Raw genomic sequence first — 25,160 nt, 5'->3', positions numbered from 1 at the left:
TGTTCCTGTGGTTTTGCCGCGGGTATTGGGTGTTGCTCCTGCGGTTGACGCAACGGGGGTTGATGCTGTTGCATCGGCGTAGGTCGATTCATTACCGGTGGCGCAATAGCATGATTCACCGGCCTGACCGTCGGTGAAGGCGCGTAGGCCGGATGAGGAGCCGCTGCCAATGGCGCAGGCTGATGCGTTGCCCGGTTATCCGCCTGACGCGGTGGTGGCGTTTCCGTCCGCGGATGTTGTGGCATTGCCGTAGGGGCAGAATGGTTAAAGTTTGGCATGCTCATCGGCTGATGGACGACGGAGGGCTGCGTTACCGGGCGGGGTGCCGGAGGCGCTGAAGGGGGGAAGGGCGGCATTCCCACCGGTGGATGAGCGTTGCCTGCCTGCTGGGGGGCAAAGTGCGGTTTTGCCATGGTGGCAAAATTCGGCGCCGGGTGCTCTGCCGTTGGCATGGTCGGAACGAAATGCGGTGCCTGATTCACCTGCGTATTATAGTTATTCACTGTATTGGGGCGGTTCACATTATTGTACTGATTGATATTAGTGACGCGGTTAATCACAGTGGTGGAGCGCGATATATAAGGCGCATTGTTGTAAATCACCGGTTGACGCCGGTCGCCCCAATGCACATCCCAGCTATGCCAGCCATCGTTATGCTGATTGATCAAGGCGCCGACTGCGATGCCGACGCCAAAGCTGATAACGCCGGCTGCCAGCATATCCCCACCGCTGTAGCCGGAGGCAGGTTGATAGCGATAACCGGGATAGCTCGGCACCGTTTCGCCGTAGGCCACCCAGGGATCGTAACGCGGCACATAAACTACATCCGGCTGGCTGGGTTCAATCACAATCACCCGATCGGGCGCGGCGACCACGGTTTGTTGATAGGGTTGCTGCTGGAGAGCGTGCGTAGCCGGTGCAAGTACCACCCGTTGTTGAGGGGAGTTTTTCAGCGTGCCTTTATTCGCCGCACGTTGGCGCATTACCTGGATAGCGTTCATTACGTCGGTGGGATCGTTGACGTAAGCGTTGCCCAAGGCGCTGGTCCAGGGGATATTTTTTGCCATCTGGTCCAGCACGTCAGGGAATTGCACCAGGCTGCGAACGCTGGGATCCCAGGGTTGGGCGTCTGCGGCCGTGGCGAGCGCCGCCGGTTGCAGGCTGCGGTTCTGCGCCAGCCAATTATCTGCGGCGCTGATTTGATCGGGATAACCCGCACCGGCCAACACCTGGGCCAGTAGCTTGTCGGGGAACAGCGCTACCGGGCTCACCAACTGATAGAGTTGATCGGCGCTTAGCGGCGTATAGGCAGGTGCAGCGGCGGGCTGAGTTACACCCATTACGCCGGCGACACTTTTCTGATCGCAACCGCTGAGCGGCAGCAGAGCGAGACAGATCAACCCGGTTAAACACTTCGATTTGCGCATGGTTTATTCGCTTATTTCGGCACAGGTAATATGATGAGGCTAACACCTGGCGGGCGGGCTGCCAGTGCTGAGCAATACTCGCTTGCACATCTGGCGGGTCTGTCATCATTTATTGATTAACTTGATTATTGGATACAAGTTAATCAACCTGAGTTACAAATTTGGGAACCTGAACCAAGGGAGGGAGACGTGAAAATTTGGCCAGGGATCATCGCCGTCACGCTGCTTGCCGGCTGCCAAACTGCACCGCAGGGTACCACCGTCGATCGCGGCGGCTACCAGCTTGAAACTCTGCATCAGGCGCAAGGTGCCGACCAGCGCATCCGTTTTCTGGTGATGCACTACACGGCGGAAGATTTTCATTCTTCGTTGAAAATCCTGACGGATGAACACGTCAGCGCACATTACCTGCTGCCGGCGCATCCGCTGCGCGAACAGGGCAAACCGGTTGCCTTTCAACTGGTGCCGGAAGCGTTGCGCGCATGGCACGCCGGGGCCAGCTATTGGCGCGGTCGTACCAGCCTGAATGACACCTCTATAGGCATTGAAATCGTCAATCGCGGGTTCAGCCGCCGCATGCTGTTTACCCACTGGCAGCCGTATACGCCGGAGCAAATCGCGCTGTTGATCCCGCTAAGCCGGGATATCATTCAGCGCTACGGCATTCAGCCGACCGACGTGGTGGGGCACAGCGATATAGCGCCGCAACGCAAGCAGGATCCCGGCCCGCTCTTTCCCTGGCAGCAACTGGCAGAAGCGGGGATCGGCGCCTGGCCGGACGCGGCAGAGGTGCAAAGGCGATTGGCGGGGCGTGACCGCCATGCGGCGGTACCGTTGGCGCCGCTGCTGGAAAAGCTGGCGCGCTACGGGTATGGCGTCGATGCGCAGTGGGATGCACAGCAACAACGAAACCTGTTGGCGGCGTTCCAGATGCATTTCCGGCCCAGCGATTTTCGCGGTGAGCCGGATGCTGAAAGCGAGGCGATTGTCGATGCGTTGCTGCAGAAGTACGGTGCGGCGCGTTGATTACAGGCCGTACAGCTTGCCGTGTTCTTTCAGCCAGCGGGCGGTGCGGGTAATGCCTTCATCCAGCGAAACAATCGGCTGATAACTCAGTTCCTGCTGCGCACGGGTGGTATCCAGCGTCAGATCAAAATTGAGCTTGGCGACGCCATAATGGGTGAGCACCGGTTCTTTCTCGCTTTTACTGCCGAGCTTCTCCATGCCGCGGGCCATCATATCCAGCATCGGGTAGGGCACCGAGCGGATCCGGCATTTCATGCCCAGTTCGTCGATCAACTGCTGTACCACGCTGCGCAGCGGGCGTGCCTGCTGGTTGGTGATGTTGTAGGCGCGCCCGGACGGCGTATCCTCTTTTTGGGTCGCCAGCCACATGGCGTGTACCGCGTTTTCCAGATAGGTCATGTCCACCAGCGCTTCACCGCCGCGCGGCAGCAGCAGGTTGCCGTAATGCTTAATCATCTGCAGCAGGCGTGGCAGCATCACTTTGTCGTGAGGGCCAAACAGCCCCTGAGGGCGCAGGATGGTGAAGTGGGTCTGCGGGTTGGACAGCGCCAGTTGCTGGATCACCTGCTCGCCGGCGGCCTTGCTGCGCGCAAACTCGTTGGCATAGCGTGCCGGCCGGAAATCTTCGGTAATGTTGCGATGGTGATGATAATCGAAATAAATCGCCGGCGAAGAGATATGGACAAACTGCGAAACGCCGTAGGCCGCCGCCCATTCGCCCAGGCGACGGGTGGCGCGCACGTTGGCCAGCTCAAACGCCTCTTCGGTGCCCCAGGGGGAGGTAAAACTGGAGCAATGCCACAGCACGTCCACCTCGGCCAGCATCGCTTTGGCCTGCGACGAGATCAGGTTGGTGAGATCGGCATGAATGAATTCCGCGCCCATTTTTTCCAGCAAACTGCCCATGGCCTGGTTACGGCCGGTGGCGCGTACTTTTATGCCCTGGCGGCGGAGATATTCAACGGCGTTACGGCCTAACCCACTGGTTGCACCGGTGACCAATACCTTCATAACGAACTCTATTCTCGCCAAAAATCAGAATGCTGAAGGCCGTCAGCGGCACCCCAGCAAATAAGATGCCATTCTTCCGTGATTTCGTGCGCTATGCAATCGGAAAGGGCCTAACCGCAGCAGCAAACTGTGCGGTTGATCGACAAATGAACATCAGGCCGTGCAGCGGGTCACGGTAGATTGTATTCGTGCTCTTCGGCCAGCTTCGCAATACGCCGTGCCATGCCGCGAAAAATGAACAGGTGGGCAGGCATCATGGCGAACCAGTACAGCAACCCGCTGAAACCGGCGGGATGCCACCAGGCGCGGACATCAAGGCTGCGGCGATCGCCGTGATCTTTGATAGTGAAGGTTAAACGCCCCAGGCCGGGCGCTTTCATGCCGAACAAGAGCGCCAGTTGACGTAGCGGCTTGAGGGTGATCACTTTCCAGCCGTCGACCAGATCGCCCACTGCCAGCGTATCGCGCGGCGGGCGGCCATACACCACCCGATTGCCGATCATATCGTCCATGCGGGCGCGGATCTGCCACAGGAGGTTGGCATAGAAATACCCCTCTTTGCCGCCCAATTGCTGCACCACGTGCCACAAGGCCTGGCTGGACGCGTGGGTTTCCAGCGTGCAACCCGCCTGCTTGGGATAGAAACCATAGCCCGGCCGCCAGCGCGCCCGCGCCTCCGGATCGTAGCCCCAGTCGGCGGAGTCGACCACCTCCTTCTCGCGGCACAGGGTTTCGCGTACCGCCTCATCGAAGGTTTGCAGCGTTTGCGGGATCAGTGCTTGCAACGGTTTGCCGTCGGCGGGCAGATCGTGGTTCAGGCCTTGAATCAGCGCGCTGGCGATGGACGTGGGCACGGAGGTGATCAGGCTGATAAACCAGACTGAAATAAAGCGCGTGGGCAGGGGAATGGGGATCAGCCAGCGCTTCTTGCCGCTGATCCTGATGAAACGCTCAAACATCGTCTGGTAGCTGATATATTCCGGCCCGGCGACGTCAAAAATACGATTTTCTTCCGCCGGATGCGCCAGCAGGTCGGCCAGATACACCAGCAGGTTTTCCAGCGCCACCGGCGAAGATTTAGAGCGCACCCAGCGCGGCGGCGTCAGCACCGGCAGGTTGTAGACCATATCGCGCATCACTTCGAACGCCGCCGAACCTGGGCCGACGATAATACTGGCGCGCAATTCGGTGACCGGGATGCCGCTTTGGCGCAGTATCTCACCGGTTAGCTTGCGTGCCACCAGGTGCGGCGAACTGTCGCCGGTCGGCTGCAGGGCACCGAGAAAAATGACCTGTTTGACGCCGGAGCTGCGCAGCGCATCGCGCAGGTTTTCCGCCGCCTGGCGTTCCTTTTCTATAAAGTCATCACCGTCGCCCATACCGTGGATCAGATAATAAAGGGTATCTATATCCCATAGCGCGGCGCCCAGGGTTTCCGGGCGATAAACGTCGACATAGTGGCAGTTAACCCGCGGCCAGTTCTGGTCTTGCAACCATTCCAGACGGCGCGCGGCGGCGGTAATGGTATGTCCCTGCTCGATCAGGTGAGGGATCAGATTCTGGCCAATGTAGCCGCTGGCTCCGAGAACCAATACGCGTTGGGGTGTCATCAGCGCTGCCTTATGCAGTGAAAGTCGATGACAGAATGCCAAACCTGGCGTTTAAATGCACTTTTTGTGTGGTTATGAGGGAGTTGCATCCGCCAAGAGGCGGGGTCACACTACGGGCCGTTTGCCTGTGATAAGCCGGATGATATGAAACTGAATGCTGTTTGTTATGCCCTGTTGGGCCTGGCTTTAATCGCCAGCCTGTTTTTCCTGCATCCGATTGGGATGTGGTGGCTGTTGGCCAACTTGCTGACGTTGTTGGTGTACGGCGCGGATAAGTTTGCTGCGCGCAAGGGTTGGCAACGGGTGCCGGAAAGCACCTTGTTGGTGTTTGGGCTGGTGGGGGGATGGATTGGCGCGATAGTCGCACAGCAGCTGTTTCGCCATAAAACCCAGAAACAGCCGTTCAAAACCTGGTTCATCCTCAGCGTGGTGCTGAACCTGGTGGCGACGCTGGGGATCTGGTACTGGGTTTACGGCCGCTGGATTATCTGAAGGCGGGGCGCAGTGGCGCCCCGTTCGGATCAGGATTCAGGCATGCTGCCGTAGGAACTCCCGCCATAAATCGACGACTTGCTGCAGATCCTGACGGCTGACGTCGAGATGGGTCAGAATGCGCGTCAGCGGCCCGCTGCTGATCAGCACGCCACGCTCTCGCATCCACGGCCCCAGCTTTGCCGCCAGCTCTGGCGATTGGCGCAGGTACAGCACGTTGGTTTGTGCACCCGGCTCAGCAACCTCCACGCCCATCCCCTGCAATTGCTGTTCCAGCCATTTGGCGTTGTCGTGGTCATCGCGCAGCCGTTCGACGTTATGCTCCAGCGCATACAAACCCGCTGCCGCCAGAATACCGGCCTGGCGCAGGCCGCCGCCGGTCATTTTGCGCCAGCGCACGGCGCGCTGAATAAAGGCTTCACTGCCGCACAGCAGCGAACCTACCGGCGCGCCCAGCCCTTTCGACAGGCAGATGGTGAAGGTGTCGCAGTATTGCACAATCTCTTTCAGCGGCAGGTTCAGCGCGACGGCGGCATTGAAGATGCGCGCGCCGTCGATGTGCAGCGCCAATTGATGCTCGCGGGTGAACCGCCAGGCCTGCTGCAGGTATTCCTGCGGCAGCACGCGGCCGCTGATGGTGTTTTCCAGGCTCAGCAGACGGGTTCTGGCGAAGTGAATGTCATCGGGTTTGATTGCCGCCGCGACCTTGTCCAGCGGCAGGGTGCCGTCCGGGTTCGCCTCAATCGGCTGCGGCTGGATGCTGCCGAGCACCGCCGCGCCGCCGGCCTCGTATTTATAGTTATGCGCCTGCTGGCCGACAATATACTCATCGCCGCGCTGACAATGGCTCAACAGCGCTACCAGGTTGGCCTGGGTACCGCTCGGCAGAAACAGCGCCGCTTCCTTGCCGGACAGACGAACCGCTTCCGCCTCCAGCGCGTTTACCGTGGGATCATCGCCATAAACGTCATCGCCCACGTCGGCCTGCGCCATGGCTTGGCGCATGGCGGCGCAAGGGCGGGTCACGGTGTCACTGCGTAAATCGATAAGCATACAACTCCTCAGCATCAATCCGGAAAATGGCTTCCATCATAGCCGGATTATCGCGTGGCAAAAGCGGAAAATGGCAGGCGCAGCGGTTGCCGCGCCCGCAGAGGATCAGCGCAGCCAGTTGGTTTTCGCCAGTTCGACCACTTCGTCGCCACGGCCGTTGATAATGGCGCGCAGCATATACAGGCTGAAGCCTTTGGCCTGTTCGAATTTGATCTGCGGCGGCATCGCCAGTTCCTGTTTGGCGGTCACCACATCCAACAGGGCCGGGCCGGGGTGCGCCAGCATTTCTTGCAGCGCAGCGTCCAGATCCGAAGCCTTCTCGACGCGAATGCCCTTGATGCCGGCGGCATTGGCAATCGCCGCAAAATCCGGGTTGTGCAGATCGGTACCGTCGGTCAGGTAGCCGCCGGCCTTCATTTCCATGGCCACAAAACCCAGCACGCTGTTGTTGAAGATCACAATCTTGACCGGCAATTTCAACTGGGTCAGCGACAGGAAATCCCCCATCAGCATGGTAAAACCGCCGTCGCCGCACAGGGCGATCACCTGCTTGCCCGGCTCGGTGGCTTGTGCGCCGATGGCCTGCGGCATGGCGTTGGCCATCGAACCGTGGTTGAACGAACCCAGCAGGCGGCGTTTGCCGTTCATTTTCAGGTAGCGTGCCGCCCACACTGTCGGTGTGCCGACGTCGCAAGTGAAGATGGCGTCGTCGTTGGCGTATTGACTGATCTGCTGCGCCAGATACTGCGGGTGGATCGGTTGATCGTCATTGGCGCTCGCCAACCCATCGAGATCCTTGCGCGCGGTGCGGTAGTGCTCCAGCGCCTTGTCAAGAAACGCGCGGTCGCTCTTCGGTTCCAGTTGCGGCAGCAGGGCTGTGAGGGTGGTGTGGATATCGCCCACCAGCGCCATGTTGACCGGGCAATGCGCGCCGATGCTGCCGGGGTTGATGTCGATCTGAATGATGTTGGCGTTGGTCGGGTAGAACGCGCGGTACGGGAACTGGGTGCCGAGCAGCACCAGGGTATCGGCGTTCATCATCGCGTGGTAGCCGGACGAAAAGCCGATCAACCCGGTCATGCCGACGCTGTACGGGTTGTCCCATTCGATATGCTCTTTGCCGCGCAGTGCGTGGACCACCGGCGCTTGCAGCAGCTCGGCCAGCTTGACCACTTCGTCATGCGAACCGGCGCAGCCGCTGCCGCACATCAGCGTGATGTTCTTCGCCTGATTCAGTATGGCCGCCAGCTTGTTCAGCTCGCTCATCGGCGGTTGAACCAACGGCAGTGCCGGGGTGTGCCAGACCATGCTGGCGTCTTCCGGCGCCATGCGCAGCGCCACGTCGCCCGGCAGCACGATCACCGACACGCCACGATTGAGGATCGCCTTACGCATGGCGATTTCCAGCACCCGCGGCAGCTGTTCCGGATTGGAGACCAGTTCACAGTAGTGGCTGCATTCACGGAACAGCTCTTGCGGGTGGGTTTCCTGAAAATAACCGCTGCCGATTTCGCTAGAGGGAATATGCGCGGCAATCGCCAATACCGGCACGTGGTTGCGGTGGCAGTCGAACAGGCCGTTGATCAGGTGCAGGTTGCCCGGGCCGCAGGAGCCGGCGCAAACCGCCAACTGCCCGGTGAGCTGGGCTTCTGCGCCGGCGGCAAACGCGGCCACCTCTTCGTGGCGCGTGCCCAGCCATTCGATGGTGCCCATGCGGTGCAGGCTGTCGCTAAGGCCGTTGAGCGAATCGCCGGTGACGCCCCAAATGCGTTTCACGCCAGCCTGCTCCAGCGTTTTGGCGACCAGTGTGGCTACGGTTTGCTTCATAATTCCCCCAAGCGTTGTAAAGGCCCCTCATCTTTCAAACCACAGCGTTGTGGGCTGCGACTTGAAATCCAGTGGGTATGAATCGTTAAGTCTTTTTCAGATGGACGTAATAAAACGCACGGAACAGGGGAAAGTGTAGAAGGGGTGTGCGGGACGTGCTTGCCGATAAATGCCCCATCGGCGAGATGGGGCAGCAAGCATCAGGCGAGGGTGACGTCGCCCTGCAACTGGCAACTGCACGCCAGCACATACCCTTGGGCGATCTCGGCCGGGGTGAGCGTCATGCTGCTGGTGGTGGTGTAATCACCGTCGAGAATGCGGGTTTTGCACGAGCCGCACACCCCGGCGCGGCAGGCGGCGTTAACCGGCAGCGCGTGGGTCTCCATTGCCGCCAGCAGCGAGCTACCGACCGGTACGCGGAACTCGCGCAGCGGCCGGGCGGCGCGCAGCGTTAGCCCTTCGCCTTGCCCGGAGTCCGTTTCCGCCGGCGTATGGAACTGTTCTTTGTGGAAGCGGGCTGCCGGCACGCCAAGCTGGCGGCAAAGTTGCTCCGCCTGCGTCATGTAAGGCGCGGGGCCGCAGGTCATCACCGTACGTTCGACAATATCCGGCGCGGCCTGTCGCAAGGCTTCTAACGTTATCCGCCCGTTGAGGTAGCCCGGCTGAGCATCCTGTTCGGCCATCAGCGTCAGTTGCAGTTGAGGATACGCGGCGCACAACTCGCGCCATTGTTCGGCAAAAATCGTATCGGCAGGGGTACGTACGTTAAAGATCACGGCAATATCGCAGGCCGGACGATTGGCTACCAACCAGCGGCACATGGAGATAATCGGCGTAACGCCACAGCCGGCCGCCAGCATCAGGTAACGATCGGCCGGGTGCCGTTCGCAACTGAACTCTCCCTGCGCATCGGACAGCCACAGGGTGTTACCGGGTTTGACCTCCTGCGTCAGCCAGCGCGAGCCCGCGCCGTCCGGCAGGCAACGCACGCTGATGCTGAGAAAACGGCTTTGGCCGGGTGAGGAAGACAGCGTATAGGCGCGCAGCGTTTCTTCGGTATTGCGGATGCTGACCAGCGCAAACTGGCCGGCCTGATAAGGGTAAAAAACGTCGCAGATCAGGTTCAGCGTCCAAACGTCGGCAGTTTCTTGCCGGATCGAGTGTACCTGCATGCGATTGGGGCAAAGGGGAGTGGGTTGGGTCATAGAGCACCTCAAAGGCAAAGGGGCCGGCATAGGCGCGGCCCCGAAAAACAACGGCATCAACCGAGCAAGGCTTGCAGGTCCTGCTCAACGGTGGTGATCGGGCGCATGCCGAACTTGTCGTAGAGGATCGCCATCAGGTTGTCGGTCAGGAAGCCCGGTGCGGTCGGGCCGGTGACGATGTTTTTTACCCCCAGCGACAACAGCGTCAGCAAGATGACGATCGCCTTTTGTTCAAACCACGACAGCACCAGGCTGAGAGGCAGTTCGTTGACCGTGCAGCCAAGCGTTTCGGAAAGTTTGACCGCCAGCATGATGGCGGAATAGGCGTCGTTGCACTGGCCGACATCCAGCAGGCGTGGCAGGCCTTCCAGCGTGCCGAAGTCCAGCTTGTTGAAGCGGTATTTGCCGCAGGCCAGCGTCATGATCAGGCAATCTTGCGGCACGCTGCGGGCGAAGTCGGTGAAATAACTGCGCTCATCGCGGCTGCCGTCACAACCGCCGACCAGGAACACGTGGCGCAGTTTCTTCTGCGCCACCAGATCGATCACCGTATCGGCGGCGTTGAGCAGCGTCTGGCGGCCAAAGCCGACGGTGATCATATGTTCGATCTCGGTATAAGGGAAACCGCTCATGCCCTGCGCCTGGGCGATCACGCGGGTGAAGTCCTCCCCTTCCAGATGGTTAACGCCCGGCCAGCCGACGATGCTGCGTGTCCAGATGCGATCGCCGTAGTTGCCGACGTTAGGATCGATAATGCAGTTGGAGGTCATCAGGATAGGGCCGGGGAATTTGGCGAACTCGATTTGCTGGTTCTGCCAGCCGCTGCCGTAATTGCCGACCAGATGTTTGAATTTTTTCAGTTCCGGGTAGCCGTGCGCCGGCAGCATTTCACCGTGGGTATAGACGTTAACGCCCTGGCCCTCGGTTTGCTCCAGCAGCATGCGCAGATCTTTCAGATCGTGGCCGGAGATCAGAATCGCCTTACCCGCTACCGGGCGTACATTCACCGCACTGGGGATCGGATCGCCATAGGCCTGGGTTTCACCGTGATCGAGGATCGCCATCACGTTGAAGTTCATTTTACCGATACCCATGGCGTTATTCAGCAGGGTATCCACGTCGCGCGGCTGGGTGCCGAGCCAGGCCATAAAGGCATGGTAATCGGCATAGATTTGGTCGTCGAACTGGCCCAACACGTGGGCGTGCTCCATATAGGCTGCCGCCCCTTTCAGGCCGTACAGGCACAGCATGCGCAGGCCGTGAATGTCATCACCCACCTCGGCCTTGTCGGTGTTGAGGGCGAACTGCGCCGCCTGCTGCAACAGCGTCGGCATGTCGTCGCCGTCGAGTTGCAGACTGGCCAGCGGATGATCGACGTGTGCGCTGGCGTCCAGCAGCCGGCAGCGCGTGGCCAGCGCGTCGCGCAGGAGGAGGGTTTCCCGCGCGTAGCCGACAATGCGATCAGAGTCGAAGTTAACGTTGGTCAGAGTGGAGAAGAAGGCGCGGGGGGCAAAGCTGTCGATCTCGTGATCGATAATCCCGAGCGAGCGAGCCAGCAGAGCCCAGGCGGACAGCCCTTGTAACGCTGCTACCAGCAGATCTTGCAGATCGGAGGTTTCCGCCGTTTTGCCGCACATGCCCTGAGCATACGAGCAGCCGTTGCCTGCCGGAGTACGGATGGTTTGTTCACATTGCACACAGAACATAATCGCTTCCTTTTTTAAAGTTGCATTTATAATGCTTGTTTATGAGCATAGATCGGCAACCGGAGCTTAAAAAGGCTTTTGTGGTACTACTGTGGGCAAGTTTGATTTAGCGCAATTTTACCCTGCGGATGGGAATTATTACGCTTTACGGGGGCATAGCCCCCGGAAGAAATCACGAGAAAAGGGCGATCAGTACCGGCGCCAGCAGGCTCAGCAGGAACCCGTGCACGATGGCGGGCGGTACCATTTCCAACCCACCGCTGCGCTGTAACACCGGCAGGGTAAAGTCCATCGAGGTGGCCCCGCACAGACCCAGCGCCGAGGAACGGCTGCGGCGTACCAGGGTCGGGATCAGCATAATTGCCACCAACTCGCGCGCCAGATCGTTAAAGAAGGCCGCGCTGCCCAGTACCGGGCCATAAGCGTCGGTGATCAGAATACCGGAAAGCGAATACCAGCCGAAACCGGAAGCCATCGCCAGCCCGGCTTTGATCGGCAGCCCCAGCAATTGTGCCGCCAGCGCGCCGCCGGCCAGTGCGCTGATCGTCACCACCACCGCTACGATCATGCCGCGCCGGTTAATCACGATTTGACGCAGCGTCATGCCGCTGTTGCGCAGTTGGATACCCACCAGCAGCAGCAGGAAAATCAACGCATATTCACTGCCCTTTCCGGCAAACTGCAGCCACGGCCACTGTGTCAGACCGAGCAGGAAACCGCCGAGCACCACGCCGCACAGTTTGAATGATTCCAGCGCCATATGCAGGCGCGAAGGCAACCGCTCCTGTTTATGGCTGTTGCGCCAGGGCATTTTGCGTTCCAGCAGTGTCAGCATCAGCAAGCTGGCGGCCAGGATGCACAGGAAAAACACCGCGGCGTACTGGAATATCAGCAACAGGTTGCTGCTCAAATCTTCCAGAAATGCCAGGCTGATGCCCATAAAAAACAGGATCACGTAAACCATCCCGCTCAGCAGGCGGTTGATGGCCTGGAGTAACGTCCGGCTGCGTAAGGGGATGAGATAACCGGCAATCAGCGGTAACAGAATAATCAACAGTCCTGAATACATGGTGAAGCTTGCGTCCTTTGTTCTGGGGGCGGTGCGCGGATGACCGGCGAGGCCCACACGCTAACCAAAACGGTGGCCGGAGTAAAGCGGCAGATTTGATGCAGTCTGCTTGACCTGCAAGGGGTTTTTTGACCATGCTCTGGAAAGGTCACCTTCATTGAGGACGGTGACGGCACGCACGGGAGGCGGCAGATGTTCTTAGAGCGTATCGAGATTGTAGGTTTCCGCGGCATTAATCGGCTGTCCCTGATGCTGGACGACAACACGCTGCTGCTCGGCGAAAACGCCTGGGGTAAATCCAGCCTGCTTGACGCGCTGACCCTGCTGTTGGCGCCGGAGCAACAGCTATACCGTTTTGAAGTGCACGACTTCCATTTTCCTCCCGGCGAAGAGGCGGCCAAAGACCGGCACTTGCAGGTGGTGTTTACCTTTTGCGAGAAAGACCTCGGGCACGCTCATCTCCCCCGTTATCGCCATCTGTCGCCGCTGTGGGTCAAGGGCGATGATAATCTGAACCGTATTTATTACCGTTGCGAAGGTGAACTGGACGATGACGATACGGTGTGCACCTGGCGCAGTTTTTTGGACGCCGAGGGCAATGCGATGCAACTGCATCATATTGAACAACTGGCGCACGCCATTATCCGTATTCACCCGGTATTGCGTTTGCGCGATGCGCGTTTTATTCGCCGCTTGCGGCCCAGCACGCTCAATGACGAGCACCCTGCGGATAATCAGGCGCTGGCTCAGCAGTTGGATCAATTGACGCGCGAACTGGTGCGCAATCCGCAAAAGCTGACTAATGGCGAGCTGCGTCAGGGGCTGGCGGCGATGCAGCAACTGCTGGAACACTACTTCGCTGAGCAGGGATCGCAGGTGGCGCGCCCGCGCAGCCACCGGTTGGATCAAGATCAGGACCAGCAGGCGTGGCGCTCGCTGGACAGCATCAACCGTATGGTCGCTGAGCCGAACAGCCGCAGCATGCGGCTGATTTTGCTGGGCATGTTTTCTACGCTGCTGCAGGCCAAGGGCAACGTCAAGTTGGATCCGCACGCCCGGCCGTTGCTGTTGGTGGAGGACCCGGAAACCCGGCTGCACCCGATCATGCTGTCGGTGGCCTGGGGGCTGCTCAACCAGTTGCCGCTGCAGCGCATCACCACCACCAACTCCAGTGAGCTGGTGTCGCTGGTTCCGGTGGAACACGTTTGCCGGCTGGTGCGCGAGTCGGGACGGGTTGCCACTTATCGGCTTGGGCCACGCGGGCTGGGGCCGGAGGACGGGCGGCGGATTGCTTTTCATATTCGCTTTAACCGACCGTCATCGCTGTTTGCCCGCTGTTGGCTGCTAGTGGAAGGCGAAACAGAGGTTTGGCTGCTGAGTGAACTGGCGCGCCAGTGCGGCTATCACTTTGAAGCGGAAGGGGTACGGGTGATTGAATTTGCCCAGTGCGGCCTGAAGCCGTTGCTGAGGTTTGCTCGCCGTATGGGCATTGAATGGCATGCGCTGGTGGACGGCGACGAGGCCGGGAAGAAATACGCCAACACCGTGCGCAGTTTGCTGGATAACCACGGCGACAGCGAGCGTGACCGCCTAACCGCGCTGCCGGCGCCGGATATGGAGCACTTTATGTTCCGCGAGGGGTTCAGCCCGGTGTATCACCGCGTCGCTTCTGTGCCGAAAAATGCTCAGATGCCGATACGTAAGGTGATCCTGAAGGCGGTGCATCACTCTTCGAAACCCGATTTGGCTATCGAAGTGGCGATGCAGGCCGGCGAGTGGGGCACCGATTCCGTGCCGCCATTGCTGAAGAAAATGTTCTCGCGTGTGATCTGGCTGGCGCGGGGCCGGGCGGATTAGGCGCCCGGCAGTCTTATCGGGTACTGAAATGTTCAGCCATTCCCTGTTCCAGTTCATCCAGCAATTGATAACGACGGCGGTATTCTGCCCGTTTCTTGCTGACCACCTCATCGATCGGTTTACGCGTGATGCGCTCCGGCAGCAGGAAGTAGCCGCTGTCGAGCATCTTGCCGCCCATTGAGCTCCAGAACTGATCGTAATCGGCGTGCAGTTGGGCTTTCTTTTTACTGTGATAACGCCAATTCTGATAAATATGGGTGGTATTGCCAACCGCCACTATTTGCCGGATGCCCAGGTGATGAGCCAGCGTGCAGATGCCTTCCAGCACCAGCCGTTTCGGAAACAACCCGTGGCATTCCTTGGTGGCGTGCTGAATTTCCGCGTGCGGCACCTGGTTGTTGGCCCCCTGCAAGCCGCCGATGAACAGCGTCGGCTGTTGCTGATAGTGCATCAGCGCAAAGGTGATTTCCGCCAGCATAATGCCGTTGGCGTTACGCAGCAGCAGGGTGGCTTCCCCTTCTTTGTTCAAATTATCGATGGCCGACAGCTCCAGCGAAACCGATTCGCCGCTTTTGCCGCTGGCGGTGGCCAGCACAAAGGGTTTCTTCAGATGACCGATACGCATTTTCAGCGGCATGCGCTGCGCGCTGAGAGCGTAATGATCGCGCAGGGCGAACAGACACTCGATCTTGTTCATGTTCGCCGCCAGATAGGGGCGATGCAGCTTGCAGGGCAGATTGGGCTGCGCGCTCAGAATCTCATCCCGCAGAGGATTGGACGCCAGCGTGTTCAGCAGGGCGCCGGTAGTGCGCCAGCAAAACAGCGAGCGGCTGAGAAACTTCAGGCGGAATGAGGTTTTTTTCCAGGCATTACTCGGCGCCATATCGCCATTAATCAGTGCCGTCATCAGTTGCCAACCGTTAAGCGGGCGTGCAGATACGAGTGGATAGCTGAGCTGAGACATGATGAAATCCTTGGCAGTGTCGAATAGCGCTATTTCAGCAAGCTTTCGCTAAACGGGAGTTCAATGCTTAACTGTAACCAAGGGTGTCTACACATTGTGTTGAGCTAAGGTTTAGTTACACCCTATTGCTGTACACGGCATTTTTGCTCCGTTTCCGCCTGAAATTACCTTCTTGCTTGCGAAAAGCAGCCTCGCGCCAAAACGAGCGGCCAGGTTGCTTTTCCCAAACCATTCTCTGCTGCAACGTTTATCGGACGTTAAGTAGCGGGAGATGCCGGGGATAATTTCATCTATTGCTGCCAGTTTCCCTCATGGTTTGCTCTTAATTCTGACTTAATGCGTACATAGTCCGTGAAGGTTATAATCCCGTTCAACTTACTATGGGCATGATGAATAACGGATTTACACCGGATGAGATGCCGGGTAAACCGTCTGGGTTATTTGAAGTAAGTGATAAAAAACAAAAGGATGATGGCATCAATGATGTTTAAAGGACATAAGCGACGCTGGGGCATCGCACTGATCGTCGTGGCGGCGATCGCCGCGCTGGCGATCTGGCATTTCAGCCGCCCGGCGCCAACCCAGTTTAAAACGGTGAAGGTGGCCAAGCGCGACCTGCAGCAAAATGTGCTGGCGACCGGCCAGCTTGACGCGGTGCGCAAGGTTGACGTTGGTGCGCAGGTCAGCGGGCAGTTGGAAAGTCTGTATGTTGAGATCGGCGATAAGGTGAAAAAAGGCCAGTTGCTTGGCGTGATCGATCCGCAGCAGGCACAAAACAGTATCCGCGAGGGTGAGGCGACGCTGCGTGAACTGCACGCTCAACTGCAACAGGCCCAGGCCGAACAACAACTGGCGGCGGTAACGCTGCAGCGCAATCAGGCACTGGCGAAGTTGCAAGCGGTATCGCGCCAGGATCTGGATCAGGCGGCGACGCAACTGGCGGTGAAGAAGGCGCAGGTCGGCACCATCAATGCGCAGATTGCCCGCAATCAGGCCAGCCTGGACACCGCTAAAATCAATCTGGCATTTACCCGTATTGAAGCGCCGATGGACGGCGATGTGGTGCAGATCACCACGCTGCAAGGCCAGACGGTAATCGCCGCGCAGCAGGCACCGAACATTCTGACGTTGGCGGATCTCAGCACCATGCTGGTGAAAGCGCAGGTCTCGGAAGCGGACGTTATCAGCCTCAAACCGGGTCAGAAGGCCTGGTTTACCGTGTTGGGCGATCCTAACCGGCGTTTTGACGGCGTGCTGAAAGACATTCAGCCGACGCCGGAAAAGGTTAACAACGCCATCTTTTACTATGCGCGTTTCGAAGTGCCGAACCCCGAAGGTCTGCTGCGTCTGCAGATGACGGCGCAGGTGCATATTCAACTGGCGGGCGTCAGCCAGGCGCAGGTCATTCCTCTGGCGGCGCTGGGCGACCAAATCGCCGATAACCGTTACCACGTCGCGGTATTGAAACAGGGCAAGGAAGAAAAACGCGAGGTGACCATAGGTCTGCGTAATAATATTGACGTACAAATTACGAGCGGCTTGAGCATCGGGGATGAAGTTATTGTCAGCCGTGGCGGCTCGGAGGCCAACTGATGGCGGCGCTGTTACAACTGAGCGGCATCCGCCGCAGCTATCAGTCGGGCGATCAGACGGTGGACGTGTTGAAAGGCGTGAGCCTGAGCATCGACGCCGGTGAAATGGTGGCAATCATGGGCGCCTCCGGTTCTGGCAAGTCTACGCTGATGAACATTCTCGGCTGTCTGGACAAGCCCAGCGCTGGCGTATACCGGGTGGCAGGCCAGGATGTGGCGACGCTGGATGGCGATGCCTTGGCCCGGCTACGGCGCGAGCATTTTGGTTTTATCTTCCAGCGCTACCATTTGCTGCCTCATCTGAGCGCGGCGCATAACGTCGAGGTACCGGCGGTCTACGCCGGGCTGGGCAAGGCAGCGCGGCGGGAACGGGCAGTCGCGCTGCTGCAGCGCCTTGGGTTGAGTGAACGCGTCAGCTACCGGCCGAGCCAGCTTTCCGGCGGTCAGCAGCAGCGCGTCAGTATCGCCCGCGCGCTGATGAACGGCGGCCAGGTGATCCTGGCGGATGAGCCGACCGGCGCTCTCGACAGCCATTCCGGTGAAGAGGTGATGACTATCCTCAAGCAACTGTGTGAGCAGGGGCATACGGTGATCATCGTGACTCACGATCCGGCTGTCGCTCGGCAGGCTGAGCGGATCATTGAAATCCGCGACGGCGAGATCATTGCCGATTCACGCCCGGCGCAGCAGGGCAATCCGAATGCCAAACCGCTGGAACTGGCCGCGCCGGCACCGTCGTGGCAGCAGATGGCCGGCCGCTTCCGCGAGGCGCTGGTGATGGCGTGGCGTGCGATGGCGGCGAATAAAATGCGCACTGCGCTCACCATGTTGGGCATTATTATCGGCATCGCTTCGGTGGTCTCGATCCTGGTGATCGGCGACGCCGCCAAGCAGATGGTGTTGGCGGATATCAAATCCATCGGCACCAATACGGTGGATATTTACCCCGGCAAGGACTTTGGCGACGACGATCCCACCTTTCGTCAGTCGTTGAAATATGATGATCTTGATGCGTTGCGCGAGCAGCCTTATATCAGCGCACTGTCACCGAGCATCGCCAGCAGCATGCGATTGCGGTTGGGCAACGTCGATGTGGCGGCCAATGTGACCGGGGTCAGCGAGCAGTTTTTCCGCGTCTACGGCATGACCTTCACCCAAGGGGCCGGTATTGATCCGTTCCAGGTGCAGTCGCAGGCGCAAACGGTGGTTATCGACGCCAACACCCAGCGCCGGCTGTTCCCGCATCAGAAGAACGTGGTGGGTGAGGTGATTTTGGTGGGTAACATGCCGGCAACGGTGGTCGGGGTGGCGAAGGAGAAACAGTCGATGTTCGGCAGCAGCAAGACGCTGAACGTTTGGGTTCCCTACAGCACCATGGCCAACCGGCTGATGGGCAACGCCTATTTTGATTCGATCACCGTGCGTATCCGTGACGATTACAATAGCCAGGAAGCGGAGCAGCAGTTGACGCGTTTGCTGACGCTGCGCCATGGCAAGAAAGACTTCTTCACCTATAACATGGACAGCCTGGTGCAGACCGCGGAGAAAACCACGCGCACGCTGCAGCTGTTCCTGACGCTGGTGGCGGTGATTTCATTGGTGGTCGGCGGGATCGGCGTGATGAATATCATGCTGGTGTCGGTGACGGAGCGTACGCGCGAGATTGGCATCCGTATGGCGGTGGGCGCCCGTTCCGGCGACGTATTGCAGCAGTTCCTGATTGAAGCGGTGCTGGTGTGCCTGGTTGGCGGTGCCCTGGGGATTACGCTGTCCTTCGCCATCGGGTTGCTGGTGCAACTGGTGCTGCCAGGTTGGCAGATTAACTTCCCGCCGGCGGCGTTGTTGAGCGCGTTTTTGTGCTCTACCGGTATCGGCGTGGTGTTCGGTTATCTGCCTGCACGCAGTGCTGCCCGGCTTAACCCGATCGATGCACTGGCGCGCGAGTAATAGCCTATCTCCGTGGTATTTGACGCTGCGGCGTGATTAGTGGCAACTCGACATTATAGCGTATAATAAAAAATGCCAGTCACACGGCGGCTGGCATTTTTAGCGGGTTGCTTTAGGCTGGCTCTGCATCGGCGTTTAGGCCAGTGCCTCGCTTTCCAGCGGCACAATAAGACTCGCATGGTTCCCTTTCGGCCCTTGGTGCACGTCAAAACTGACCTGTTGGCCGGCCTTTAGTGTCCTGTACCCATCCATTTTAATCGTTGAATAATGGGCGAATATGTCTTCGCCGCCGCCTTCAGGACAGATAAACCCAAACCCTTTGGCGTTGTTGAACCATTTAACAGTACCCGTCTCCATGCTTTTACATCCCTCGCAACGCTATTTTAGGTGAGATGAATAACTGAATTCGCACCCGCCAAAGGCAGGTAGCAGATGAGCACGGGGCGGTTAAAAGACCACCAGCTCACGAATTTACACTCTAGAGCAAATGATCATCACGTCAAGGGATCGGCTTTTGTCCGCAGGAAGCAGTTCATCAAAGTTTGAAGCAGTTAACGCTATTGACATTGTTTGGTAACAATTTGTCAGAGATTTTTGCGCACGTTCCAGTACGGCGAGATGATGACGAAGATGATAAAATAGTAGTGATACCCCACTTTGAATAACCGGAACCTGTCCCCATATCAGAGGACAGAGCAGAGAAGATGAGCAGCAATGGGCAATAACAACGATTGGCTGAATTTTGAACACTTGGCCGAAGAAAAACAAATCGATGCGGTAAAACCGCCGTCTATGTATAAAGTTATACTTAACAACGACGATTACACACCGATGGAATTTGTGATTGACGTTCTGCAAAAGTTCTTTTCTTATGATATTGAACGTGCAACGCAACTGATGCTCACGGTCCACTATCAAGGCAAGGCGATCTGCGGTGTTTTTACCGCCGAGGTGGCGGAAACCAAGGTCGTACACGTGAACCGTTATGCAAGGGAGAACGAGCATCCGTTGCTCTGTACGCTGGAAAAAGCCTAGATTTTGGCAACTATTGGGGAGGTGCTTATGCTCAATCAAGAACTGGAACTCAGTCTCAACATGGCTTTCGCCAGAGCGCGTGAGCACAGACACGAGTTTATGACCGTGGAGCACCTGTTGCTGGCGTTACTCAGCAACCCTGCCGCGCGAGAGGCGCTTGAGGCATGTACGGTAGACCTGGCCGCACTGCGCCAGGAACTGGAAGCCTTTATCGAACAAACCACGCCGACGTTGCCTGCCAGCGAAGAAGAGCGCGACACTCAGCCGACGCTAAGCTTCCAGCGCGTGCTGCAGCGTGCCGTATTCCATGTGCAGTCTTCCGGCCGCAGCGAAGTCAGCGGTGCCAACGTGCTGGTGGCGATTTTCAGCGAGCAGGAGTCGCAGGCGGCTTATCTGCTGCGCAAACACGACGTCAGCCGTCTTGACGTAGTGAATTTCATTTCACATGGCACACGTAAAGACGAGCCGGGCCAAGCGCCAAATGCGGAAAACCCGGTGAACGAAGAGCAGTCCGGAGGGGAAGACCGTATGGAAAACTTCACCACCAACCTCAACCAGTTGGCCCGTGTGGGCGGAATCGATCCCCTGATTGGCCGCGACCCAGAGCTGGAGCGCGCTATTCAGGTGCTGTGCCGCCGTCGTAAAAACAACCCGCTGTTGGTCGGCGAGTCCGGCGTGGGTAAAACCGCCATTGCCGAAGGGCTGGCCTGGCGTATCGTGCAGGGCGACGTCCCGGAAGTGATGGCGGATTGCACGCTGTATTCCCTGGACATCGGTTCGCTGCTGGCCGGTACCAAATACCGCGGCGACTTCGAGAAACGCTTCAAGGCGTTGCTGAAACAGCTGGAGCAGGACAAGAGCAGCATCCTGTTTATCGATGAGATCCACACCATCATCGGTGCCGGTGCGGCTTCCGGTGGGCAGGTGGATGCGGCCAACCTGATCAAACCGCTGCTCTCCAGCGGCAAGATCCGGGTGATTGGCTCCACCACTTATCAGGAATTCAGCAACATTTTCGAAAAAGACCGTGCGCTGGCCCGTCGCTTCCAGAAAATCGACATTACCGAGCCGACGCCGGAAGAGACCATTCAGATCATCAACGGTCTGAAAACCAAGTACGAAGCGCACCATGATGTGCGTTATACCGCCAAGGCGGTGCGTGCGGCTGTTGAGCTGTCGGTGAAGTACATCAACGACCGTCACCTGCCGGACAAGGCTATTGACGTGATCGACGAGGCGGGCGCTCGCAGCCGGCTGATGCCGATCAGCAAACGCAAGAAAACCGTCAACGTTGCGGACATTGAGTCCGTGGTTGCGCGCATTGCGCGTATCCCGGAAAAAACCGTATCGGCAAGCGATCGCGATGTGCTGAGAAGCTTGGGCGACCGTCTGAAAATGCTGGTGTTCGGTCAGGATCAGGCGATCGAAGCGCTGACCGAAGCGATCAAAATGAGCCGTGCGGGTCTGGGCCACGATCGCAAACCTGTCGGTTCCTTCCTGTTTGCCGGGCCAACCGGCGTCGGGAAAACCGAGGTGACGGTGCAGTTGGCGAAGGCGATGGATATCAAGCTGCTGCGTTTTGACATGTCCGAATATATGGAACGTCATACCGTCAGCCGCTTGATTGGTGCGCCTCCGGGCTACGTCGGTTACGATCAGGGCGGGCTGCTGACCGATGCGGTGCTCAAACATCCGCACTCTGTGGTGTTGCTGGATGAAATCGAGAAGGCGCATCCGGATGTGTTCAACCTGCTGTTGCAGGTTATGGACAATGGTACCCTGACCGATAACAACGGTCGCAAGGCGGACTTCCGCAACGTGATCCTGGTGATGACCACCAACGCCGGGGTTCGTGAAACCGAACGCAAATCGATCGGTCTGGTGCAGCAGGACAACAGCACCGATGCGATGGAAGAGATCAAAAAAGTGTTCACGCCGGAGTTCCGTAACCGTCTGGACAACATTCTTTGGTTCAACCATCTGTCGACCACGGTGATCCAGCAGGTTGTCGATAAGTTTATTGTCGAACTGCAGGCACAGTTGGATGCGAAGGGCGTGTCACTGGAAGTGAGCGACGAAGCGCGTGACTGGCTGTCGGTGAAAGGCTATGACCGTGCGATGGGCGCTCGTCCGATGGCGCGTGTGATGCAGGAAAACCTGAAGAAACCGTTGGCCAACGAACTGCTGTTCGGTTCACTGGTGGACGGCGGCTCGGTGAAGGTCGAACTGGACAAAGACAACCAGAAACTGACTTACCACTTCCTCAGTGCGCAGAAACGCAAAGCGGATGAAGGTGCGGTGCACTAAAGGCCGGCCAGTCCAGATAATGAAAAAGCGATGCTTCGGCATCGCTTTTTTTATGGGTGAAAGTATTTCATCACCACTACAAAAATGAGCGAGCCCTCTCGGTTTACCTGCGCTCTTGCAACTCGATGTTGAACGTTGCTACGGGGGTAAACGGAAAGGGCTCCGGAGGGGTTACATCCTCGGTGCCGCCATCGGCTGGCGACGAGTGAGCCGATTAACGGCTACGGAAGACAATGCGGCCTTTGCTCAGGTCGTACGGGGTCAGCTCTACAGTGACTTTGTCGCCCGTCAGGATGCGGATGTAGTTCTTACGCATTTTACCGGAGATATGTGCGGTTACTACGTGCCCGTTTTCCAATTCAACGCGGAACATAGTGTTCGGCAGCGTATCAAGAACGGTGCCCTGCATTTCAATATTGTCTTCTTTGGCCATCGAATCCTCTAGGTCTAACTACCTTAGTTTTTAACCGGCAAGATAATGCCGAAAAACCCACATTATGTAAAGACGTGTCGGTGAACATTGCACCGTTTCCGCAAAATTAGTTTGTTGGGGAGGGTGGTTCAGCCTGCTGTGGGGGTAACACTTGCGCTGCCCAGCATTCCGGTGCTAACGGCTTGCGTTGGAGGTTACTGAGCTGTTGTAAAAATTGGCGGCGGGGGATTTCTCTCGCTCCCAGCGTGGCAGTGTGAGCGTTAAGCACCTGACAGTCAATCAATTCTCCGCCATAAGCGGCAAAATGCCGACAAAAAGCCAATAGCGCGCACTTGGAGGCGTTGGTGGTGCGACTAAACATCGATTCGCCGCAGAACAGCGCGCCCTGCGCCACGCCGTACATGCCGCCTACCAGCTCTTTATCCTGCCATACCTCGACTGAATGGGCGAAACCGAGGCGGTGCAGATGCAGATAGGCGTGCTGCACCTCCGGGCCGATCCAGGTGCCCTCATGCGGCCGAACGGCGCAAGCGGCTATTACCGCTGCAAAGTCGTGGTTAAGCGTAATGCGAAAGGGATTGCCGCTCAGAAAGCGTTTCAGGCTGCGGCTGATATGGTATTGCGCCGGGAACAACACGGCACGCGGGTCAGGCGACCACCACAGAATGGGCTCCCCCGGCGAAAACCAGGGGAAGATACCGCGCTCATAGGCGGCCAGCAAACGCGGCGCCGTCAGGTCGCCGCCAATGGCCAGCAGGCCGTTAGGATCGCGCAGTGCGCCCTCTGGCGAGGGAAACGCGAGTGACTGTGGTGACAGCTTAACAATACGCATAAAAGGTCTCAGCGTCCTCTACAGGCCATTTTAAAGCGGTATCCCACTGATGCGCTGGCGGAAACGGGCATAACGCCCTTGCCGGCGCATCAGGGTAAGGTGGTCGCCCTGTTCGACAATCCGGCCGCCGTCCATCACGCAGATGCGGTCAAGATGTTCGAGCCCATACAGGCGGTGAGTCACCAGGATGAGCGTTTTACCCTGGCAGTGCCGGCGCAACAGCGCCAGGATCTGCTGTTCGGTTTCGGCGTCCAGGCCCTCGGTCGGTTCGTCGAGCAACAGCAGAGGCGCCTGATGCAACAACGCGCGGGCAATACCCAGGCGACGTTGTTCACCGCCGGAAAGCTGGCGGCCGCCATCCCCAAGCCAGGCGTTTAGCCCTTCGTTTTCCAACAACTTTTCCAGCCCGACCTGGCACAACACGTCGCGTAACTGTTCGTCGGCCGCCGTCGGGGCGGCGATGCGCAGGTTTTCCCGCAGCGTGTTGCTGAAAATATGCACCCGCTGGCTGACGACGGTGGTCATCTGGCGCAGCGTAGTTTCATCATAGGCGCTGAGCGGCTGGCCGTTGAGCAGCATGCTGCCGCTATCGGCGTTCCAGGCGCGGGTTAACAACTGCAACAGGGTAGATTTGCCGCAGCCGGTTCGCCCTAGCAGCGCAATGTGTTCCCCGGTGGCAATCTCCAGCGTGACGTCTTGCAACACCGGCAGAGGTTGGTCGGGATAGCTAAAGGTGAGCTGTTGCAGGCTTAACGCAGCGCCGTTCCCGGCCGCCGGGCCGCTGGCCGGGAAAGTGACTTCCGGCTGCCGATCGATAACCTGTTTTACCCGTGTGGCGGAAGCGATGACCTGGCCGAGATGCTGGAAGGCTCCGGCGACCGGCATCAGCGCTTCAAACGAGGCCAGCGCGGCAAACACGAACAGCGCAATCAGCGCGCCGGGTTGGGTATCGCCACCTATGCCGCCGGCGGTGAGCCACAGCAACAGCGTTACCGTCAGGCCGCTGGCCAGGATCATCACCCCCTGCGCGATCCCCCCCAGCGAAGCCTGTTGCCATTGGCGGCGCTGCCAGTGCCGTTCGGTGGCATCCAGACTGGCGCGGAAATCATTGACTGCGCCGAACACCACCAGTTCTGCCTGGCCCTGCAGCCAGGTGGTCAGATCGGTGCGGTACTGGCCGCGCAGGGCGGTCAGCTGGCCGCCAATCGGTTTGCCGGCGCGGTAGAATACCGGTGGTACCAACAGCAGCAGCAGCAACAAAATACCGCCCAGCGTCAGGGCCAGCGAGCTGTCCAGCCAACTGAGGCCGTAGGTGACCACGATGATCACCACCGCGGCGCTGACTAACGGCGAGATCACCCGCAGATACAGATGGTCCAGCGTATCGACGTCCGCCACCAGCCGGTTAAGCAGGTCGGCCTGCCGGAAACGGGCGATGCCGCCCGGTGACAGCGGCAGGATCTTTTTAAAGGTAAATACCCGCAGATGAGAAAGAACGCGGAAGGTGGCGTCGTGACTGACCACGCGCTCTGCGTAGCGCCCGGCGGTGCGGAAGATCGCCGCGCCACGCACGCCGGCAGCCGGCAACATGTAGTTGAAGGTAAACAGGCCCGCTAGCCCGGCGAGCGCCGATGCGGCGAGGAACCAGCCGGAAAGCGCCAACAGGCCGATACTGGCCAGCAGCGTGACGATGGCCAGCAGGATGCCCAGGCAGATCAGCAGGCTGTGACGACGGTATAGCGCCAGGAACGGCAGCAAAACGCGCAT

The 25,160-nt window shown here is 58.7% G+C and carries 20 protein-coding genes; 7 read left to right on the top strand and 13 right to left on the bottom strand.

What is annotated here, in order from left to right:
- The coding region (locus SPL01S_RS22290; protein ID WP_063202901.1) for a DUF3300 domain-containing protein at nt 1-1,427 on the bottom strand (1,427 nt) is incomplete at its 3' end.
- A gap of 189 nt (nt 1,428-1,616) precedes the next feature.
- On the opposite strand from SPL01S_RS22290, the gene SPL01S_RS22285 reads away from it, so the two are divergent.
- On the top strand, nt 1,617-2,453 hold the full coding sequence (locus SPL01S_RS22285; protein WP_063202899.1) for an N-acetylmuramoyl-L-alanine amidase: 837 nt from the start codon (nt 1,617-1,619) through the stop codon (nt 2,451-2,453).
- Here SPL01S_RS22285 and SPL01S_RS22280 read toward each other — a convergent pair whose 3' ends face one another.
- Both SPL01S_RS22280 and SPL01S_RS22275 read right to left on the bottom strand, forming a co-directional pair.
- The gene (locus SPL01S_RS22280; RefSeq protein WP_063202897.1) at nt 2,454-3,464 is read right to left on the bottom strand and encodes a 3-beta-hydroxysteroid dehydrogenase; all 1,011 of its coding nucleotides are present in this window, start codon (nt 3,462-3,464) and stop codon (nt 2,454-2,456) included.
- A 170-nt stretch (nt 3,465-3,634) separates the two neighbouring features.
- Entirely contained in the window at nt 3,635-5,074 is a 1,440-nt protein-coding gene (locus SPL01S_RS22275; protein ID WP_063202895.1) for a DUF2867 domain-containing protein, read from the bottom strand.
- A 144-nt stretch (nt 5,075-5,218) separates the two neighbouring features.
- On the opposite strand from SPL01S_RS22275, the gene SPL01S_RS22270 reads away from it, so the two are divergent.
- Nucleotides 5,219-5,566 (top strand): DUF1294 domain-containing protein, encoded by a 348-nt coding sequence (locus SPL01S_RS22270; protein ID WP_013812265.1) that lies wholly within the window; start codon nt 5,219-5,221, stop codon nt 5,564-5,566.
- 36 nt (nt 5,567-5,602) lie between these two features.
- Here SPL01S_RS22270 and ltaE read toward each other — a convergent pair whose 3' ends face one another.
- The 5 genes from ltaE to SPL01S_RS22245 form a co-directional block, all read right to left on the bottom strand.
- A complete protein-coding gene (gene ltaE / locus SPL01S_RS22265; protein ID WP_062870362.1) occupies nt 5,603-6,619 on the bottom strand; it encodes a low-specificity L-threonine aldolase in 1,017 nt (338 codons plus the stop codon).
- A 105-nt stretch (nt 6,620-6,724) separates the two neighbouring features.
- A complete protein-coding gene (gene poxB, locus SPL01S_RS22260) occupies nt 6,725-8,446 on the bottom strand; it encodes a ubiquinone-dependent pyruvate dehydrogenase (protein ID WP_063202893.1) in 1,722 nt (573 codons plus the stop codon).
- A gap of 200 nt (nt 8,447-8,646) precedes the next feature.
- A complete protein-coding gene (hcr, locus tag SPL01S_RS22255; protein WP_063202891.1) occupies nt 8,647-9,651 on the bottom strand; it encodes an NADH oxidoreductase in 1,005 nt (334 codons plus the stop codon).
- 56 nt (nt 9,652-9,707) lie between these two features.
- Nucleotides 9,708-11,357 (bottom strand): hydroxylamine reductase, encoded by a 1,650-nt coding sequence (hcp, locus tag SPL01S_RS22250; RefSeq protein WP_063202889.1) that lies wholly within the window; start codon nt 11,355-11,357, stop codon nt 9,708-9,710.
- Between the two features lie 172 nt (nt 11,358-11,529).
- Complete coding sequence (locus tag SPL01S_RS22245; protein WP_063202887.1) at nt 11,530-12,426, bottom strand: LysO family transporter; 897 nt, start codon at nt 12,424-12,426, stop codon at nt 11,530-11,532.
- A 192-nt stretch (nt 12,427-12,618) separates the two neighbouring features.
- Here SPL01S_RS22245 and SPL01S_RS22240 point away from each other — a divergent pair, with 192 nt between their 5' ends.
- A complete protein-coding gene (locus tag SPL01S_RS22240) occupies nt 12,619-14,283 on the top strand; it encodes an ATP-dependent endonuclease (RefSeq protein ID WP_063202885.1) in 1,665 nt (554 codons plus the stop codon).
- 13 nt (nt 14,284-14,296) lie between these two features.
- Here the strand turns inward: SPL01S_RS22240 and SPL01S_RS22235 are convergent, their stop codons facing one another.
- Nucleotides 14,297-15,247: a VirK/YbjX family protein gene (locus tag SPL01S_RS22235; protein WP_063202883.1), complete on the bottom strand. Its 951-nt coding sequence runs from the start codon at nt 15,245-15,247 to the stop codon at nt 14,297-14,299.
- 480 nt (nt 15,248-15,727) lie between these two features.
- Between SPL01S_RS22235 and macA the strand changes: the two genes are divergently transcribed.
- Both macA and macB read left to right on the top strand, forming a co-directional pair.
- Nucleotides 15,728-16,840 carry a macrolide transporter subunit MacA gene (macA, locus tag SPL01S_RS22230; RefSeq protein WP_004942579.1) on the top strand — a complete coding sequence of 371 codons (1,113 nt, stop codon included), beginning with the start codon at nt 15,728-15,730 and terminating at the stop codon, nt 16,838-16,840.
- Nucleotides 16,840-18,786 (top strand): macrolide ABC transporter ATP-binding protein/permease MacB, encoded by a 1,947-nt coding sequence (gene macB / locus SPL01S_RS22225; protein ID WP_063202882.1) that lies wholly within the window; start codon nt 16,840-16,842, stop codon nt 18,784-18,786. The genes macA and macB overlap by 1 nt, the downstream gene beginning before the upstream one ends.
- 135 nt (nt 18,787-18,921) lie before the next feature.
- Here macB and cspD read toward each other — a convergent pair whose 3' ends face one another.
- Nucleotides 18,922-19,143, bottom strand: coding sequence for a cold shock-like protein CspD (gene cspD, locus SPL01S_RS22220; RefSeq protein ID WP_004942590.1), 222 nt, complete (start codon nt 19,141-19,143; stop codon nt 18,922-18,924).
- A 357-nt stretch (nt 19,144-19,500) separates the two neighbouring features.
- On the opposite strand from cspD, the gene clpS reads away from it, so the two are divergent.
- Both clpS and clpA read left to right on the top strand, forming a co-directional pair.
- Nucleotides 19,501-19,821, top strand: a complete 321-nt coding sequence (clpS, locus tag SPL01S_RS22215; RefSeq protein WP_004928347.1) for an ATP-dependent Clp protease adapter ClpS — start codon at nt 19,501-19,503, stop codon at nt 19,819-19,821.
- A 27-nt stretch (nt 19,822-19,848) separates the two neighbouring features.
- Entirely contained in the window at nt 19,849-22,128 is a 2,280-nt protein-coding gene (clpA, locus tag SPL01S_RS22210; protein ID WP_013812275.1) for an ATP-dependent Clp protease ATP-binding subunit ClpA, read from the top strand.
- Nucleotides 22,129-22,342: 214 nt separating this feature from the next.
- On the opposite strand, the gene infA is transcribed toward clpA, so the two are convergent.
- From infA to cydC, 3 genes are all read right to left on the bottom strand, one after another.
- A complete protein-coding gene (gene infA / locus SPL01S_RS22205; protein WP_002211347.1) occupies nt 22,343-22,561 on the bottom strand; it encodes a translation initiation factor IF-1 in 219 nt (72 codons plus the stop codon).
- Between the two features lie 106 nt (nt 22,562-22,667).
- Nucleotides 22,668-23,393, bottom strand: coding sequence for a leucyl/phenylalanyl-tRNA--protein transferase (gene aat, locus SPL01S_RS22200; RefSeq protein ID WP_063202880.1), 726 nt, complete (start codon nt 23,391-23,393; stop codon nt 22,668-22,670).
- A gap of 30 nt (nt 23,394-23,423) precedes the next feature.
- The gene (gene cydC / locus SPL01S_RS22195; protein ID WP_063202878.1) at nt 23,424-25,160 is read right to left on the bottom strand and encodes a heme ABC transporter ATP-binding protein/permease CydC; all 1,737 of its coding nucleotides are present in this window, start codon (nt 25,158-25,160) and stop codon (nt 23,424-23,426) included.

Origin of the sequence: Serratia plymuthica NBRC 102599, assembly GCF_001590925.1 — a bacterium.
Classification (GTDB): domain Bacteria; phylum Pseudomonadota; class Gammaproteobacteria; order Enterobacterales; family Enterobacteriaceae; genus Serratia; species Serratia plymuthica.
Note: the sequence above shows the minus strand (reverse complement) of the source record. Positions and strands in the feature narration are given on the sequence as shown.